We start from the raw sequence: 15,552 nt of genomic DNA, 5'->3' as shown, positions 1-15,552 counted from the left end.
GTCCTCGGCGCGGAGAGGATCCGACGTCACGGGTGCCGACGCGCGTAGGGAGCGGGCGGTCGGGTCTCGTCCCGGTCGGTGCTGGGGCGACGCGACGCTGTCCGCGCTGCCAGGCGGTCGCGGCGGCGCGCAGGAGAACGTCCCGGAGCCTCTCGATGCTCAGGCGGGGAGCGTCAGGCGGAAGCTGGTGTGTCCGGGGCTGCTGGTGACGGTCGCGGTGCCGCCGTGCGCCGCGATCACGGCCTGGACGATGGCGAGTCCGAGGCCTGTGCTGCCCGTGCTGCGAGAGCGGGCGTTGTCGGCACGGACGAATCGGCCGAAGACCTCGGGCTGGGTCTTCTCGGGGATGCCGGGTCCGTTGTCGGTCACGTCCACGCACACGTGGGATCGGTCGGCCGTGAGCGTGACGGTGACGTCGGTTCCGGGCGGGGTGTGGGTGCGGGCGTTGGACAGAAGGTTGCCGATGGCCTGTTGGAGGCGGTAGGAGTCGCCGGTGACGGTGACGGGCTCTTCGGGAAGGTCGAGGACCCAGTGGTGGTCGGGGCCGGCGGCCCTGGCGTCGTCCGTGGCGTTCAGGATCAGCAGCGTGAGGTCGACGGGAGCGTGTTCCAGGGGGCGTCCGGCGTCGAGTCGAGCAAGGAGGAGCAGGTCGTCGACGATGCGGGTCATGCGCTGGGACTCGTTGTCGATGCGTTCCAGTGCGTGATGGACGGGGGCGGGGACGGAGCCGGGGTGTCGCAGGGCGAGTTCGGCGTGGCCGCGGATGTTGGCCACGGGGGTGCGCAGTTCGTGGCTGGCGTCGGCCGCGAAGTGGCGCAGCCGTTCTTCGCCGGCCTGGCGTCGGGTCAGGGCGTCCTCAATGTGGCCGAGCATGTGGTTGAGGGCGCTGGCGACCTGGCCGATCTCGGTACGAGGGTCGGTGTCGGGCAGGGGCGCCGGCATGGCGATCTCGCCGCTGGCGAGTGGCAGGTCGGCCACTTCCGCCGCACGCGCGGTGACGCGCTGGAGGGGGCGCAGTGAGATTCGCACCCAGAGGGCGCCCGCGAAGCCCGTGGCGACGAGGGCGACTGCGAACAGCACCGCTTCGACCGCTTCGAGGCGGTGCACGGTTTCCTCGACGGGATGCAGAGGCAGGCCGGTGATGAGAATGTCCCGGTCGTCGCCCTCGACGGCCGTGACACGGTATTTCCCCAGGGCGGAGAGGTGGATGCTGTGCCCGGTGCCGTCCGGGCGGACCGCCACGAGTGTGCGGCGGTCCTGCGAAGTGAGCGGGACGGTGCGGTCGGTGTCGTCGTCGATGGTCGAGGCCTGGGTGACCACGCCGTTCAGCAGGCGGGCCCCGAAAGTGGAGTCGGCCTGGCCGCGGGTGTCGGGGCGGTTGTCGAAGTCGGGGGAGGCCTCGTGCTCCAGGCTGGCCGCGAACCGGCCGCCGGAGGCGGAAAGCTGCTGGTCGAGGCGCCCCACGAGGAAACCGCGCAGCGCGAGGGCGGTGGTGATGCCGACAGCGAGGCAGGCGACTGCGAGAAGGGTCACGAGCCCCGCTGTGAGCTGCCCGCGCAGAGTGCGCAGTACGCGGCGGCTCACGAGGGGTCCGGTTTCAGGACGTAGCCGACACCGCGGACGGTGTGGATCATGGGGGTGCGTCCGGCATCGATCTTCTTGCGCAGGTAGCTGATGTAGAGCTCGACGACATGGGCGCGGCCGCCGAAGTCGTACGCCCACACCCGGTCGAGGATCTGTTCCTTGGACAGGACCCGGCGTGGGTTGCGCATGAGGAAGCGCAGCAGTTCGAACTCGGTACGCGACAGATCGATACCGACCCCGTCCCGTCTGACCTCCCTGGCCTCCTCGTCCATGATCAGGTTTCCGACGACGAGGCTGGGCGCGCCCGGCTGAGCCGTCAGCCCGGCCCGTCGGAGCAGGCCGCGCAGCCGGGCCAGGACCTCTTCCAGGCTGTAGGGCTTGGTGACGTAGTCGTCGCCGCCCGCAGTGATCCCGGCGATGCGGTCCTCGACCGCGTCGCGCGCGGTCAGGAAGAGCACACACACGCGAGGCGCCTCACGTCGCAGGGCGCGCAGCACCTGAAGGCCGTCCAGGTCGGGGAGCATCCAGTCCAGGACCACCGCGTCGGGCCGGAAGTCCCGAGCGACGGCGAGCGCGCTCGCTCCGTCGAAGGCGGTACGGACCTGCCATCCCTCGCCGGTCATGACAGCGGACAGGACGTCGGTGACGTCGGGCTCGTCGTCCACGACGAGAATCCTCACGGGCCCTTCGGCAGGGCTGTGGGCAGGCGATGAGGTGGATAGCTCGTCCATGGTCCCTCCAGCATCCCCCAGGGCAGGTCGCGTCAGAACGAGCCCTGACTCTGAGTTTCCTCTGAATCCCTTCTCGGACGGGCTGCGCCCGCCGTTTCAGAAGGAACCCAGAGGTTCGGCTGTGAGGCTGGCCGCTCGTCACCGGGGGACAGCGATCCGGAGGAGCTTCATGACCACGCCCATCACCGCGACGGCCCCCCATGCCGGTCCGGGCATGGGTCACCGGCGCCCGCGTCGCAGCGTCGTGCCCCTGCTGGCTCCGTCGGCGATCTGGGCCGGCGCCGGCGGACTCCTCGCCCTGTGGTGGAGCAACACCACCTCCGTGGTCGGTCCGGCGGGCTGGCTGATCGGAGCGGGACGCATCACCGGACTGCTGGCCGGCTACGCCTGTGCGGTCCTTCTTGCGCTGATGGCCCGGGTACCCCTGCTCGACCACACGATCGGCAGTGACCGGCTGGCCCGCTGGCACGCCTTCGGCGGACGCTGCACCGTGTCCCTGGCGCTCGCCCACACCCTGCTGATCATCTGGGGGTACGCGCTGACCTCGCACACGAACGTGGTGAGCCAGACCTCCACGCTCGTCCTGCACTACCCCGACCTGTTGAAAGGCACGGCCGGGTTCCTGTTGTTCCTGCTTACCGCGGTCTTCTCCGCTCGTGCCGCCCGGCGCAGGATGAGCTACGAGACCTGGCACTACCTGCACTTCGCCACCTATCTGGCGGTCTTCCTCGCCTTCGGTCACCAGCTCTCCAACGGCGCCGACTTCGTCGGCAACCGCCTTGTCCAGACGGCCTGGTACGCCCTGTTCCTCGGTGTCGCCGCACTGGTGGCCTGGTACCGGTTCGCCGTTCCCCTGCGGCGCGGGCTGCGCCACCGCCTGCGAGTTGCCGCGGTCCACCCCGAGGCGCCCGGCGTGGTCTCGGTCCACCTCAGCGGTGAACATCTGGAGGAGCTGGGCGGCGAGCCGGGTCAGTTCCTGCGCTGGCGCTTCCTGGCTCCTGGTCTGTGGTGGACGGCCAACCCCTACTCCCTCTCCGCCCCCGCCGGGCCGGGGCATCTGCGCATCACCGTGAAGAGCGCCGGCGGCCACAGCGCGGCCCTCGCCCGTCTGCGTCCCGGAACCCGAGTATGGGCCGAGGGCCCCTACGGCAGCTTCACCGCGGGCCGACGCACCGCACCCAAGGTGTTGCTCCTGGCCGGCGGGGTCGGCATCACCCCTTTGCGCGCGCTCTTCGAGACGCTCCCCGGCCACATCACGCTCGTCTACCGCGCGCGCCGGGCCGAGGACCTCGCCCTGCGTGCCGAACTCGACGCGATAGCCGTCCACCGGCAGGCCACCGTGCGATACGTCGTCGACGAACCCGCAGGCTATTCCTCACCCCTCACCGCCCTCGCTCTGAGTGCTCTGGTCCCGGACCTGGCCGCTCACGACGTCTTTCTGTGCGGCCCGCCGGGTATGACCCGAGCCGCGATCACGGCCTTGCGCGACGCCGGGGTTCCGGCACGGCGCATCCACCACGAGTCCTTCGCGTTCTGAGGAGATCCGTCATGCGCCGAGCCGTCCTCACCACCGGCGGAACCAGCGCCCTGATCGTCGCGCTGCTAGCGCTCAAACCCCACCAGGCCCCCGGCCTCTCCGTGGCGTCCCCTCCGTCCGATACGACGCCGTCCACGTCGTCCGCGCCAGGACCGGCCACCAGGACGGGCACGTTCACCGGGAACCCCGTGGACACCCAGTACGGCACGGTGCAGGTCGCCGTCACCCTGGCAAAGGGCAGGATCACCGCGGTCAGAGTCCTGCAGGCACCAGACCAGAACGGCCGCGACCGGGAGATCGCCTCCTACGCCCTGCCCCGCCTCACGCAGGAAGCACTGGGTGCCCAGAGCGCACACATCGACGTCGTCTCCGGAGCGAGTTACACCAGCCAGGGCTACGTACAGTCCCTGCAGAGCGCTCTGGACCAGGCCCATGCCTGACCACCGCGCGGGGCCTGCGCCGGGTCGAGCACGTGAGGGGAACCGACCTCTCGTTCGGCATCGGTGACCAGCCCGCTCCCGCCATCGACACAGGTGTGACGGACGCCGGCCGCGTTGAGGTTGCGGGTGGCGTTCTCCGTGGCCCGGCCGCCCGGTCCGCAGGGGTCGAGGACTTTCGCACTGACGATGCCGGACCAGTGTCCCAACAGCGGCGCTTCTGGTGTGGGTACCCTCAGCCAGGGGGCCGTCCGAGACTGAGGCCGAAGTCCAGGCAGCGGTAGTCGCCGCCGACGGCCCCAAAGCGCCCCTCTGACGGCCGCCCGCGAGGAGCAGATGCGGAAACTCGGTTGCTCGGCTGGTGCTTGCCGTATTGCTATGTCCTATGATCCGTGGCGGAAACATCGGGCTCCGCGCCCGGCACGAGAGCGACGTCCCAGTTCTGCACTCCGAGCTGTACGACGATGTGCCCGTACGGTCGCGCGCGGACTCTCGCCCCTGGCGGCCCATCCCACCAGGTTCGGGGCACTCGCCCTTCACCGTGACAGGGCCGTCGGACGAGGCAGCGTGCTTCTCCGTCGTCGAACTGGAATCCCACGAGCTGGCTGGGGAGGCCTTGCTCTGGGGTATCGACACACACAACCGGACGGCGCACGTCGGGATCGCCCTGCGCCCCGCATTCCGCGGTCGTGGGCTCGGCGTCGATGTCCTGCACACGCTGTCCGAGTACGGATTCGCCGTGCGCGGCCTGCAGCGTCTGCAGATCGAGACTCTCACGGACAACACCCCGATGCTCGCGGCGGCGACCAGGGTCGGGTTCACGCGAGAGGGAACACTGCGCTGCTCCGCATGGGTGTACGGCGCCTACGCCGACGAAGCCATCCTTGGCCTTCTCGCGGACGAATGGACACCGCGGGCCTGAACAGTACGAGCCTGGTGCCCCGCCAGACGGAAGCGGACACCGATGGCAGAGTCGGAACGTCGACGAATCTCTGAGGCCGGCCATCGACGGGCGGTGGTGTGACGCGTGGCCGCGCCGACAGGCAGGCGGGAAGATCGCTGATCGGGCGGGCACGGCGAGCAGCCGTCGAAGGTGGTCGTTGTCGGTCACTCCCGGGCGGCCCGCATGCCCTCAGTTGCCGTCGGCCGCGCGCATGACGCGGGCTTCCTGTCGGCTGAACTCCTCGCCGCAGTTCAGACAGGCCCAGTCGGTGTCCCGTGCTCCCAGGTGGAACTCCTGATCGAGGGTATGGCGCTCGCATGCCGGACTTCCCGCATCGATCCACCGCTGTCGGATCTTGGCAACATCTCTGATTTGCACCATATGTCGATCCTATGCCATCCCTGGTACACACATGTCATCGATGGAGTAACTGTGACCAGCAGTTTTAATGAGCCGGTCAAGCGCCGGCATGTTCGGACGCTGGAGCACCGGCGGGGTGTCCTCGGCACTCCCATACGCGTGCTGCAGAGTGTGCCATTCGGTCGTCACGAGTAAATCGCTCGCCTTTTAAGGCAGTTCAGACCAGATGGCGGCGTCACGTTCCTCGTCTCGGTTCGTCACACGCATATCTTGCCGGAGAGCACTGACAACCGGGCGCCGGAGGATCCCGCACGTACGGCGCGGGCGGGAGACTGCCGATGCGGCGTGCCTGGCCTGAGCATGGGCAGTGCGGGACGGCCGATATCGTCGGGCGTCATGACCGACTGGACAGGGGTACGCGAGCGGGTTCTGGCTCTGGCCGAGGGCCCGGGCAGTGGCAGGGTGTTCGGGTCGACAGGGCACGGCTTCGCGCTCGACGCGCCTTTGACGGCGGCAGAGGTAGCCGATCTCGAGGCTTGGCTGGGTGTTGAGCTGCCTGGGGACTATCGCTCGTTCCTGCTGCGGGTCGGAGCCGGCGGGGCTGGTCCGGCGTACGGCGTCTTTCCGGTACGGCGAGTGGACCCATGCGGTTGGCGCTGGATCGGAGATGCTCCTGAGGAGGTCGAGCCGGGCATGGCCGCCGAGTTGTTCCCGGGCGGGGCGGATCCGGAGGCAGCGGTGGAGATCCTGGCCGGGCAGCCGTTCATGGGGGACTTCGACGACCTCGCCGATTTCGAAGCAGCCTGCGAGGAATGGGAAGAGCGTCTGGCGGATGTGCAGTACGACCCGCGTTTTACCGCGGGCGCGCTGTGTCTGTGTGATGAGGGTTGCGGGCTGACGGCCTGGCTGGTTGTCACGGGATCGGAGCGCGGCCGCATATGGCGTGATCCGCGCTCCGATGGAAACGATCTGCATCCGGCACGTGATGCCAGCGGCGCTCTGCTGGACTTCGCAGGCTGGTATCTCGGATGGCTCACGGCTGCCGAGTCCGCCTGTGGCTCGGAGCCCTAGCAGGGACGTCTGGTCGAGAGCCTAGCCCGGCGGCACCAGGGTGGCCGCTGTCCTGTGTCGTCGTCGAGCCTTTGCCGTGGGCCGTCGAGGTTGGATCAACGGACTCAGCGTCATGACCGTTCCGCACCTTGACCGTTTGAGAGGGCACGACCAATTTGAAGGGGCTCGCGTCGCTCCTCGCGGCCTGCGCCCTGCCCCTGCTCGCCGCCACACCCGCGAACGCCGGAGTCGACTCACACTGCGGCAACTACATCTGTGTGATGACCGCCCACCACAACCGGTTCGTCCAGGACATCACCGTCACGACGAAGGACGGTCTCCCCGGCACCCTTCGGGCCCACTGGGGGAACTACCACTCCCCGAGGGTCAACGCTGCCAGCCACCGCTGGCAGGTGGGCTACGAGCACGCGCAATCAAAGCTCGTGTGCGCTGGACTGGAGCGCGACGGCCGATCAATCGAGCCTTCCCGGAGTTGCCGTCCCCGCGCAGCCCGGCCCACCCCTCGGCAGGCCGATGTCCCAGCCGGGCCACGCTGCTGCAGGTCATCGAGATCAGCCGGAAACCGATCAAGCAGTAGCACTCACCGGCCCAGCCCGTGTCGGACGTGATCCGGGTGCGCCACATCGGCCTGGATGCTGCTCTCGTCGAGGCCGTTGACGATCCGAAGACAGCCGCTGGCGAAGACGAACTCCACTGCCACGGTTCCTGCCGCCAGGTCACGCTCCGCCGGCCGCCATTCGAGAAGCGTGACCTCCCGCAGTCGGCGGCCGACGAAGGGTTCGAGGCGTTCGTCGCTGTGAGACCACCGGGGCGTGAGCTCCGACCACTCCCACCCGGTGATGGTCACCGCGGTGTCGATCGTGTCCCAGCTGATCGAGAGCTCGTCGAGCTTCCGGTGACAGAGCTCCACCTGGGTCCCGTCAAGTCCAGCACCACAGGGCAGTCGGCGAACCATTCCCCGTCTTCGGCGAACCGCACCAGCGTGAACCCCGTAAGCCGCCTGCCGGCGAGCGCCGCCAGGCACGATCCGTGGGCCCGCCGAATCGCGTCGATCCCGGTCACGAAGGACGGCTCGAAACCAGAGATCCCCATGTTCACAGCACAAGAGTCTCCTGGCATTCGACCCAACGGGCCAGCACCGATCCACCGGTGGGACGTCGACGGCTTCGGCGTCCTCGGCTCCCTCACGGGGCCCGATCACGTCCTGGAGCGGGTGGCCGAGGTCCTCGCACACCGCGGCGAGGCCTGTGAACTCCTCGTCGTGGCCTGCCGTGAGCGCATGGGCCCTTGCGCAGCAGCGGCACTGCCACTGCTGCGCGAGCAACTGGTCCTGCCCGGCGCGGCGGCAGGTTCCGAAGCGCTGACCACGGTGAGGATCTCCAGCGCGTCGGCCCGAAACGGGCTTCTGCCCCGTCAGGCGCATTTCCTCAGGCCGTGTCAGCGGGTGAAGGTGAACCAGTTGATGTTGGTGAAGTCGGATGTGCTGCCGGAGAAGACCAGGTAGACGTCGTGGATTCCGGCGGCGGAGGCGACGATGTTCGCGGGGACGGTCTGCCAGGCCTGCCAGCCGCCGTTGTTGGCGAAGTCTATCTCCGCGATCTTCGTGCCCGTGGTGCTGTCGAGCCGCACTTGGACCGCGCCGCTGACGCCGGCGGCCGCGCCTGACGCCAGCCGGGCCTTGAACTGCGCGGGGGAGGCGGAACCGAAGTCCACGGAGGAGAACTTCAGCCAGTCGCCGTTGGAGATGTACCCCACGTCGCTGCCGCCGCCGGTGTCGGAGCAGCTCTCCGTGGTGGTGCCGCTCTGGGCGGAGTACGACTCGGCCTGGATGGTGCCGTAGGCGCTCACGGTGGTAGAGCCGCCGCCCGGGTCTCCGCCGGAGCCGCCCGCTCCCAGGGTGATGCTCCACGAGGTGGGTGCGCCGTCTTGGATGTGTCCGTCGACGGGGGCCGCGCCGGTCGGGCCGACGTCGTCGTAGGGGAAGGCGTAGCCGATGGTGGCGTACCGGTGGACCAGCCGCGCGTAGTGGTTGGTGACGGAGTCCGTGTAGTACTGCGACGGTGTGACTCCGTCGGGCTGGTTGTTCCCGCCCGACACGAGGAGCGAGCTGCGGTTGAGCGCGGCGGCGAGCCGGGCGGCGATCGCGCCGCGGGCGTCCCCGCCGGAGTTGTAGAGGGGCCCGGACGCGCAGCCGAAGATGTCGACGGCGCTCGGCTTGGTGAACGGCACGCCGTTGGTGTTGAGACCGGAGAAGACGATGGTGTTTCCGGAGACGGTGCCGGTGTAGGAACCGATGCCGCCCTGGCCGTTGATGGTCAGCGGCGTGGAGGCGTAGTGGCTCCAGACCCGGTTCAGGTAGTCGTCCCAGTAGGCACCGAAGTCCACCGGCGAGTGCGAGGGCGCCATGACGCGCAGCACACCGCCCGAGGAGTCGGTGACCACCAGTCTGTCCCAGGGAGCGCCGTCGGAGGCGTGCTGGCTCTGGAGGCCGGAGGCGATGGAGGCGAGGGCGCCGGCGGGCAGCGGGCTGACCGTCTGGGTGCCCCCGCTGCCGGTGCTGCTCATCGAGATGGGCAGCGCGACCATGTCGACGTAGGAGATGTTGGCGTAGAGATTCGCGCTGTTGAACGTGAACTCGCAGAACGTCCAGTTCGTGGACCAGTTGGGGTCGGAGCTGACCAGCGCGGGCTGCACCACGCCGGGCACGGTGCCCGGGTTGACGAAGAACTGGAGTTTTTGGCCGACGGAGAACCAGACGCGTCCGCCGATGACGTAGTCGGTCAGGTTGACGGTGGTGGCGGCCGAGCCGGAGGCGCCCAGGGAGATGGAGTAGTCGGCGATGGGGGTGACCGCGGACGACGGGTTGGGCAGCCGGTTCAGGGCGCCGTTCGCCGAGACGAAGACCGGCCAGCCGCTGCTGTCGGTGCCCGAAATGTAGGCGTAGACAGTGTTGGAACCTGAGTTGTTCGCCAGCTTGATGGGGAGCGAGACTCCCGCGGCGGCGGCCGAGGAGGTCAGCGGCGACACCGGCGAGAGGGGGCTCAGTGCGGCAGCTGCGGTGAAGGCGCCGGTCGCGGTCAGGAAGGAACGTCGGGAAACCACAGGGGCCCTCCCGGAGGGGGTGATTGCCCGTCAACTGAGTGACGGTAGTGGGGAGTTAAATATTTGAAACATGTGGGGTTCCGTGCGGGGACGTTATTGGACCAGACCAATATCGTCAAGGTTGCGGAGGCATTTCCTCCGCGTGACGGCTCTGGGGGTGCCGGTTCATTTCAAGGATCGCGAGGGCGTCGGTGCCGCAGGTTGCGAGGGCAGCAGCGTGTCCGCTGATGTGGGCATGCGCCAGGACCGGCGTCGGGTCGGTTCTTGCTGCCACCCGAAACGGCGCCGGTTCCCACACCGTGAGTAGCCGTTGTCGTGCCGATCTTGTGGCCTGGCGGTCGAACGGGCGTTCAGCGGGTTGAGGGCGTTATGCCTCGAACAACGCCTCGGTTCTACGATCCGGCGTATGAGCAAGTTTTCAGTCACCGTGTGCCTGCCGCAGACCAAGCCACGCAGGCTTCCGGAAGCGATAGCCGCCGTCATGGCGCCGTATGACGCGAACCTCACCGACGACTGGAACCCGGTCGGTCAGTGGGACTGGTGGGTCATCTACTCCGATACGGAGAGCCCTTGTCTCACCCGGCCCGAGCATGACGGTGACCGCAGGCTCGTCACCACCTCCACTGTCCCCCGCAGGAAGGCCAAGCTCGATGCCCTCGGGCCGCTGGAGTGCTACGGCGGGCCTCGGGGCCTGCTCGATTTCGGCGCCATGCGGCGGCGAGCGGCGGTAAGGCATGATGCCAGGCTCGCCGCCTGGGAGGAACTAACCGCGCTGTATCCGCCGGCCCGTCCGCTGTCCGACTTCGTCGCCCGCCACGAGTCCGATCCCGGTGGCTACTCCTTGGCGGACGCCAAGAGAGAGCACCTGGTCCAGCCGCTGGTGCAGGACGTGGCGCAGCGGGCCGTCTCGGGCGACCCGCACTTCGACACATCGTTCCTGTTCAATGACCCGGTCGCGTACTTCGCGCAGGAGCACGAGGAAGCCCGGCAGTCGTCGGTGCAGTGCGCTGTGCCCGGCTTTGCCCTGCTCGCCCTCGACGGTGCGTGGACGGATGCGGAACGCGACGGCTACTGGGAGCAGGCCAACAATTATCTCGACGGCCTCCATGCCGAAGCCGTCGTCGTCGACCTGCTCTGTCACTACTGATGTCCGGGGCCGTGACTTGCGGCCGTCACCTCGATCACCGCTGTGACCGGCCGCCGAGCTGCAGGCTTTGGTTGTCGTCGAGCGCCCTTCCACGGTCCGGGGACGGTCTCGGAAGGCGAGCGTCGAACGGAAGTCGTCGTCGCTGTTGAGGAACGGCATTGGCGCGCTGCCATCCCGCCTCCTGCTCCTCGCCGGGCTGGTGCCACCCCTCGAATCGGAGGAGGACGACCGGGGTCAGGAAGTCGGGGTTCTCACGCTGGAACGTGCGGGCGCGGTCGCGGATGCGCAGGCCGGCGCCCGAAGTCCGGCTTATCTGGCCGAGGCTGGCTCACCGTCAGACACCCGGCTCGCGCTTCGGCCCTGCTGCCAGGCCCCGCGGGGCGCTGGATCCGCGCGGGGCGTGCCCCGGCAGGGCGTACCTCGCCGGGACCGGGGGCCCGTCCGGCTGGCGCCTTCTGGGTTCCTCCTCCGTGGCACCTGTTGCGGGCTGGGGAGTGCCGTGGGTGTCGGTCGGTCGCGAGGGTCGCGAGGGCCGTGGGCTGCCGGAGGAGGCGGTGCCGGTACACGGATCCGTGCCGGAGGCGGCCCGGCGGGGCGGCCGCGGTTCGAAGGTGGCTCGGTGGGCCGGCGGTCGTGGGGTTGGTGGGCGCGGTGACGGCGGGGGCTGTGACGTGTGTGTCAGCCGGCGGTTGGAGTGCTGTGTCCGGGAGTGGTGGCGGGCAGTGGCTGCCAGTCGGCGGGAACGTTGCGCATGATCAGGGCGCTGTCCAGGGTGGCGGCTCCGGGTGGGAAGCGGTCGGGGTCGTCGAAGTAGGACGACCGGGCGGTGTGGAGGCGGCAGGCTTCCATGTGCCAGCTTTCGGTGCGCAGTTCGATGCCGTCGAGGCGGTGGCCGTCGGCGGCGGGTGAGAAGCCCTTCGCTCCGCCCTGGAAGAACCGGGAGGCTTCGGCGAGGTCGGCGAACAGGTGGCTGTCGCGCAGTTCGTCGGCTGGTTCGGCGGTGACGGCTACGCGGGTGTCGCCGTCGCGTGTGGCCAGTGCGACGTGTATCCGGCCGGGTGTCTCGTGGACGTGGAAGTCGGCGCGGCCGTGCTCGCCGGGGAAGAGCCGTCCCCCGGCCCAGGCGTTGAGGCGTGAGGCGGTGTCGCGGCGCGGGATGTAGACGCCGGTCTGGACGCCGTCGGGTCCGTCCCATTCGACGGCGATGCGGTGGGCGGCGTTCTCGCTCCGCAGCCCGGATGTCGTGGGTGCCCATGCGGGCCGGAGGTGCCCCAGGCGCAGCAGGCAGATCCCGCCGACGCCGTGGCCGTGCACGAGGTGCGGGCGCAGCGGATGGGGGAGCAGGCGTAGCGCGGCGTCCGGGTCGATCCGGTAGTTCACCAGAAGCCGTCGTTCGATGACGCTGGCCAGGCGCGGCTGTCTCATGCCTCCTCCCTCCGTGGGGCGGCCCGGCGCCATGTGGTGTGGCGGAGCAGGATCTGTTCGGGGCAGACGGCGCTGAGGAAGCGGCCGATACTGGCGGCCAGCCGGTCCTCGGCCAGCGTGTAGAGGATCCGGTTGCCTTCGCGTCGTTCGGTGACCAGCCCGGCTGTCTTGAGCACGCCGAGGTGCCGCGAGATGGAGGGTGCGCTGATCGCGAACCGGCCAGCGATCTCGCCGGCCGCGAGCTCACCGCCTCTGAGGTCCTCGAGGATCTGACGCCTGGTCGGATCGGCCAGGGCGCGGAAGGCCCCCGTCTCGTCCTGAATTGCTGCCATGACCTCTATTTAGCATGTTCGCTAAATACCTAACAAGGTGTTGTGTGGCCTTCGTTGCCCTGTCACGCCGTCTGCTGCTGACCGGGAGGACGCTTGTGGATCAGGGCCGTGTGGTGACGGTGACGCCGGAGGCCGGCTGGAGCGCGGAGCGCCTGTGGCAGATCAGTGCCGGCCGTCCGCTGCCTGAATCTGTGCGCGTGACGGTCCGGGCGATCGTCGCTGCTCGCCTGCGTGCCGCCCGCCGCCCGCCGCCCGTTGTCGGGGCCTGGCGGCCGGAAGGGCCGGCCTGGGACACGGGGATGCCGTGGGAGAGGCTCTGTGCCGGCCTGTCTGGACCGGGCCACTGCGCCGTACGTGTCCCGGACCCGCCCGCGGCGCGCCCGTCCCTTGGGAGACGGCCGCCATCCACGTGTGTCTCTGCCGCCTTGAGCGGCCGTCAGGCCGGACGGAGCAGCCCGTATCCGGCTCGGCTCGGGCGGGCTTCGCCGGCGGGCGGGTGTGTTGCGCAGGATCAGGGCGCAGTCCGGGGGCGCGGTCTCCGGTGGGAAGCGGTCGGGGTTGTCTGTGGGCATGGGTCAGGAGGGTGTGTGCGTCGCGTCTTGCGGGGTGATCGGGTCGGGGATGACTTCGTTGCGGACTGGCAAGCGGGGACGTTTGCGTGGTATCGACTCCGTGGGCTGGACGGCCGTCCGGTCGGCGGGCTCTCGGCATCGCGCCGGAAGCCGCCTTGGCCGGGCATGTCAGAGAAGGTGGAGCACCTCGGCCAGGGCGCGGGGACGCTGGCCGGCGGGCAGGGGGTCGACCAGGTGGACTCGGCACCCCAGCGTGGCGGCGCCGCCGTCCGCAACAGGCTCGTCTCCCACCATGAGTGCATCGCCGGGCTCCACTCCGAGCTCGTCGCACGCCATCTGGAAGATCCGGGGACCGGGTTTCTTCACTCCGCGCTCGAAGGAGAGGAAGTAGGCGTCCACGAGGTCATCGACACGGTGACGGCGGAAGACAGGGCGCATGTCCCAGCCGATGTTGCTGATGACAGCGACCGGGATGCCTCGCGCGCGCAGGGCGCGGAGGGTTTCCGCGGTGTCGGGATAAGGCAGCCATGCTCCGGGTGCCTGGGAACGTTCATACAGGGCTTCGGCCAGGCCGGCCGCGGGCGGCTTCGCTTCCCGGATAAGGGCGGTGAAGGCAGCCCGGTGCCGTTCGGCGGTCAGATCGCGCTCCCGCCACAGTGCCTCCAGATGGGGCGGCACTGTGCGCGGGGGAACCCCTCCGGGCTGAGCCCCGAACTCTTCCAGCCGGCGGACGCACGCGTCGAGTTCGCCCTCGGACATGTCCAGGCCGGCCTTCGTAGCCACTGCGCGCAGCCACTGCGCGGCCGGTTCGATCCGGAAGAGAGTCCCTGAGAAGTCGAACATCACACCCTTGATCATGCTGCCGGTCCTGGCGGCGCCGACGAACCGGCCGCAAGCCCCGCACGATCGAGATCTCCAGCCCGGGCACCCCGCAGGCGCCTTCAGGCTCCTGATCTCCGAAGTGGGGCCAGGACGACTCCGTGCGCTGGAGTCGGAGCAGGTCCTTACGGACGGGCGGCGACACGAGGGAGGGGACGGGGTCCGCCAGGGCCGGGCGCGGGGTCTTCCGCCGGAGGACGGGGCACTGCTGGTCGCGGCGTACCGGCGGACGAACCTCGCGATGCCGCAGCTCGCACCATCGGCCGGGTCGTCCGGTCGGCGGCGGACCGGATCATCGGCCGCCAGGAGCCGATGATCGCCCTTCGGCCCCGCAAGCGGTTCGCCGAGGACACCGCGCTGATCGTGGACGGCTCCCTGGTCGCCACCGGGGATCGCAGCTTCCCCGAGCGGTCGAAGAGCTGCCGGTACTCCACCAGCCGTCAGGTCGTCATCGATGCCGAAACCCGTCTGGTCGCCGTGGGCGGCCGGCCGCCGGCGGGGAACCGCGACAACCGCAGGGCCTGGGAGGAGGCCGGCGCCAAGGCGGCAGGCGGCAAGACCCTCGTCGGGTGCGTGGTCCGGGGGAGTGGCGTGCTGTGGGGGTGGTGCGGCTAGGCGAGTTCGAGGCCGCCGTCGATGGTGAGGACCTGCCCGGTGAGCCAGGTGGTGGCGGGGTCGGCCAGGCGCAGGACCCAGGAGGCGATCTCGTGGGGTTCGCCGCGGCGGCCGAGCGGGATGCGGCCGGCCTCCTCGCGTTTGATCTGTTCCACGGTGGCGGCGGGCAGCCCGGCGGCGGTGAGGGCCTGGCTCTCGGTGGGGCCGGGGGCGACGGCGTTGACGCGGATGCCGTCGGCGGCCAGTTCCAGGGCCCAGGTGCGGGTGAGCTGTTCCAGGGCTGCCTTGGAGGCCGCGTAGTGGGCGGCGCCGGGCAGCGGCCGGTGACCGTAGGTGCTGGAGATGTTCACGATCGTGCCGCGACGTTGGCGCAGGTGGGGCAGGGCGGCGCGGGCCAGCAGGCTGGGCGCGGTGATGTTGAGGTCGAACAGGGCGGCGATGCCTGCGGCGGTGGTCTCGGCCAGTGGCATCACCTGGGTGGCGCCGGCGTTGTTGACCAGTGTGTCCAGGTGTCCCCACCGCTGGACCGCGACGTCGGTGATCTCCTGGGGTGTTCCGGCGGCGCGCAGGTCGGCCGGGTGGGGGGTGATGCGGGGGCGGCCGGCGGCGGTTTCCTCCAGGGCGTCCTTACGGCGTCCGACGCCCAGCACGTGTGCTCCTGCGTCGGCGAAGGCGTGTGCGGTGGCGCGGCCGATGCCGGAGCCGGCCCCGGTGACGATGACGACCTGCCCGGTGAGGTCGGCGGGTGGCGGGACAGCCATGCCCTCCTCCTTTGTTCGATGTTCGTAGAACGACGAACATCAACGTAACATGGTGC

Annotated in this window: 15 protein-coding genes and 1 pseudogene; 7 read left to right on the top strand and 9 right to left on the bottom strand. The window is 69.6% G+C overall.

The genetic code is table 11. The features are described from left to right. Nucleotides 1–159 precede the first annotated feature (159 nt). Both ACZ4O3_RS38125 and ACZ4O3_RS38120 read right to left on the bottom strand, forming a co-directional pair. Complete coding sequence (locus ACZ4O3_RS38125) at nucleotides 160–1,584, bottom strand: HAMP domain-containing sensor histidine kinase (RefSeq protein WP_362718670.1); 1,425 nt, start codon at nucleotides 1,582–1,584, stop codon at nucleotides 160–162. Beyond that, nucleotides 1,581–2,315: a response regulator transcription factor gene (locus tag ACZ4O3_RS38120; protein WP_362718667.1), complete on the bottom strand. Its 735-nt coding sequence runs from the start codon at nucleotides 2,313–2,315 to the stop codon at nucleotides 1,581–1,583. The genes ACZ4O3_RS38125 and ACZ4O3_RS38120 overlap by 4 nt, the downstream gene beginning before the upstream one ends. 169 nt (nucleotides 2,316–2,484) lie before the next feature. Between ACZ4O3_RS38120 and ACZ4O3_RS38115 the strand changes: the two genes are divergently transcribed. The 3 genes from ACZ4O3_RS38115 (at nucleotide 2,485) to ACZ4O3_RS38105 (ending at nucleotide 5,211) form a co-directional block, all read left to right on the top strand. Further along, nucleotides 2,485–3,852 (top strand): ferredoxin reductase family protein, encoded by a 1,368-nt coding sequence (locus ACZ4O3_RS38115; protein WP_467726790.1) that lies wholly within the window; start codon nucleotides 2,485–2,487, stop codon nucleotides 3,850–3,852. Nucleotides 3,853–3,863: 11 nt separating this feature from the next. Beyond that, nucleotides 3,864–4,292 carry an FMN-binding protein gene (locus ACZ4O3_RS38110; protein WP_362718663.1) on the top strand — a complete coding sequence of 143 codons (429 nt, stop codon included), beginning with the start codon at nucleotides 3,864–3,866 and terminating at the stop codon, nucleotides 4,290–4,292. Nucleotides 4,293–4,674: 382 nt separating this feature from the next. Continuing rightward, nucleotides 4,675–5,211: a GNAT family N-acetyltransferase gene (locus ACZ4O3_RS38105; protein WP_362718660.1), complete on the top strand. Its 537-nt coding sequence runs from the start codon at nucleotides 4,675–4,677 to the stop codon at nucleotides 5,209–5,211. 210 nt (nucleotides 5,212–5,421) lie between these two features. On the opposite strand, the gene ACZ4O3_RS38100 is transcribed toward ACZ4O3_RS38105, so the two are convergent. Next, nucleotides 5,422–5,613, bottom strand: coding sequence for a hypothetical protein (locus ACZ4O3_RS38100; RefSeq protein ID WP_362718657.1), 192 nt, complete (start codon nucleotides 5,611–5,613; stop codon nucleotides 5,422–5,424). A 375-nt stretch (nucleotides 5,614–5,988) separates the two neighbouring features. On the opposite strand from ACZ4O3_RS38100, the gene ACZ4O3_RS38095 reads away from it, so the two are divergent. Next, complete coding sequence (locus ACZ4O3_RS38095) at nucleotides 5,989–6,663, top strand: SMI1/KNR4 family protein (RefSeq protein ID WP_467726788.1); 675 nt, start codon at nucleotides 5,989–5,991, stop codon at nucleotides 6,661–6,663. 580 nt (nucleotides 6,664–7,243) lie between these two features. On the opposite strand, the gene ACZ4O3_RS38090 is transcribed toward ACZ4O3_RS38095, so the two are convergent. After that, complete coding sequence (locus tag ACZ4O3_RS38090) at nucleotides 7,244–7,573, bottom strand: hypothetical protein (protein WP_362718652.1); 330 nt, start codon at nucleotides 7,571–7,573, stop codon at nucleotides 7,244–7,246. A 72-nt stretch (nucleotides 7,574–7,645) separates the two neighbouring features. Here ACZ4O3_RS38090 and ACZ4O3_RS38085 point away from each other — a divergent pair, with 72 nt between their 5' ends. After that, the gene (locus tag ACZ4O3_RS38085) at nucleotides 7,646–8,167 is read left to right on the top strand and encodes a hypothetical protein (protein ID WP_467726786.1); all 522 of its coding nucleotides are present in this window, start codon (nucleotides 7,646–7,648) and stop codon (nucleotides 8,165–8,167) included. On the opposite strand, the gene ACZ4O3_RS38080 is transcribed toward ACZ4O3_RS38085, so the two are convergent. Further along, nucleotides 8,101–9,765 carry a beta-1,3-glucanase family protein gene (locus ACZ4O3_RS38080; protein WP_467726785.1) on the bottom strand — a complete coding sequence of 555 codons (1,665 nt, stop codon included), beginning with the start codon at nucleotides 9,763–9,765 and terminating at the stop codon, nucleotides 8,101–8,103. The genes ACZ4O3_RS38085 and ACZ4O3_RS38080 overlap by 67 nt on opposite strands. A 406-nt stretch (nucleotides 9,766–10,171) precedes the next feature. Here ACZ4O3_RS38080 and ACZ4O3_RS38075 point away from each other — a divergent pair, with 406 nt between their 5' ends. Beyond that, nucleotides 10,172–10,912 carry a hypothetical protein gene (locus tag ACZ4O3_RS38075; protein ID WP_362718644.1) on the top strand — a complete coding sequence of 247 codons (741 nt, stop codon included), beginning with the start codon at nucleotides 10,172–10,174 and terminating at the stop codon, nucleotides 10,910–10,912. A 678-nt stretch (nucleotides 10,913–11,590) separates the two neighbouring features. Here ACZ4O3_RS38075 and ACZ4O3_RS38070 read toward each other — a convergent pair. The 3 genes from ACZ4O3_RS38070 to ACZ4O3_RS38060 form a co-directional block, all read right to left on the bottom strand. Then, complete coding sequence (locus ACZ4O3_RS38070; protein ID WP_467726783.1) at nucleotides 11,591–12,337, bottom strand: DUF2071 domain-containing protein; 747 nt, start codon at nucleotides 12,335–12,337, stop codon at nucleotides 11,591–11,593. Beyond that, nucleotides 12,334–12,669, bottom strand: a complete 336-nt coding sequence (locus ACZ4O3_RS38065) for a metalloregulator ArsR/SmtB family transcription factor (RefSeq protein WP_384992533.1) — start codon at nucleotides 12,667–12,669, stop codon at nucleotides 12,334–12,336. The genes ACZ4O3_RS38070 and ACZ4O3_RS38065 overlap by 4 nt, the downstream gene beginning before the upstream one ends. Nucleotides 12,670–13,409: 740 nt before the next feature. Then, nucleotides 13,410–14,099, bottom strand: a complete 690-nt coding sequence (locus ACZ4O3_RS38060; RefSeq protein WP_362720811.1) for an HAD family hydrolase — start codon at nucleotides 14,097–14,099, stop codon at nucleotides 13,410–13,412. A gap of 160 nt (nucleotides 14,100–14,259) precedes the next feature. On the opposite strand from ACZ4O3_RS38060, the pseudogene ACZ4O3_RS38055 reads away from it, so the two are divergent. Beyond that, nucleotides 14,260–14,684, top strand: a pseudogene (locus ACZ4O3_RS38055) (IS5/IS1182 family transposase); the annotation flags it as partial. A 47-nt stretch (nucleotides 14,685–14,731) separates the two neighbouring features. Here ACZ4O3_RS38055 and ACZ4O3_RS38050 read toward each other — a convergent pair. Beyond that, nucleotides 14,732–15,496, bottom strand: a complete 765-nt coding sequence (locus ACZ4O3_RS38050; protein WP_467726781.1) for an SDR family NAD(P)-dependent oxidoreductase — start codon at nucleotides 15,494–15,496, stop codon at nucleotides 14,732–14,734. Nucleotides 15,497–15,552 lie beyond the last annotated feature (56 nt).

The sequence above is a fragment of the Streptomyces sp. NPDC026515 genome, assembly GCF_055567595.1.
This window is presented reverse-complemented; position numbering and strand designations above follow the sequence as displayed.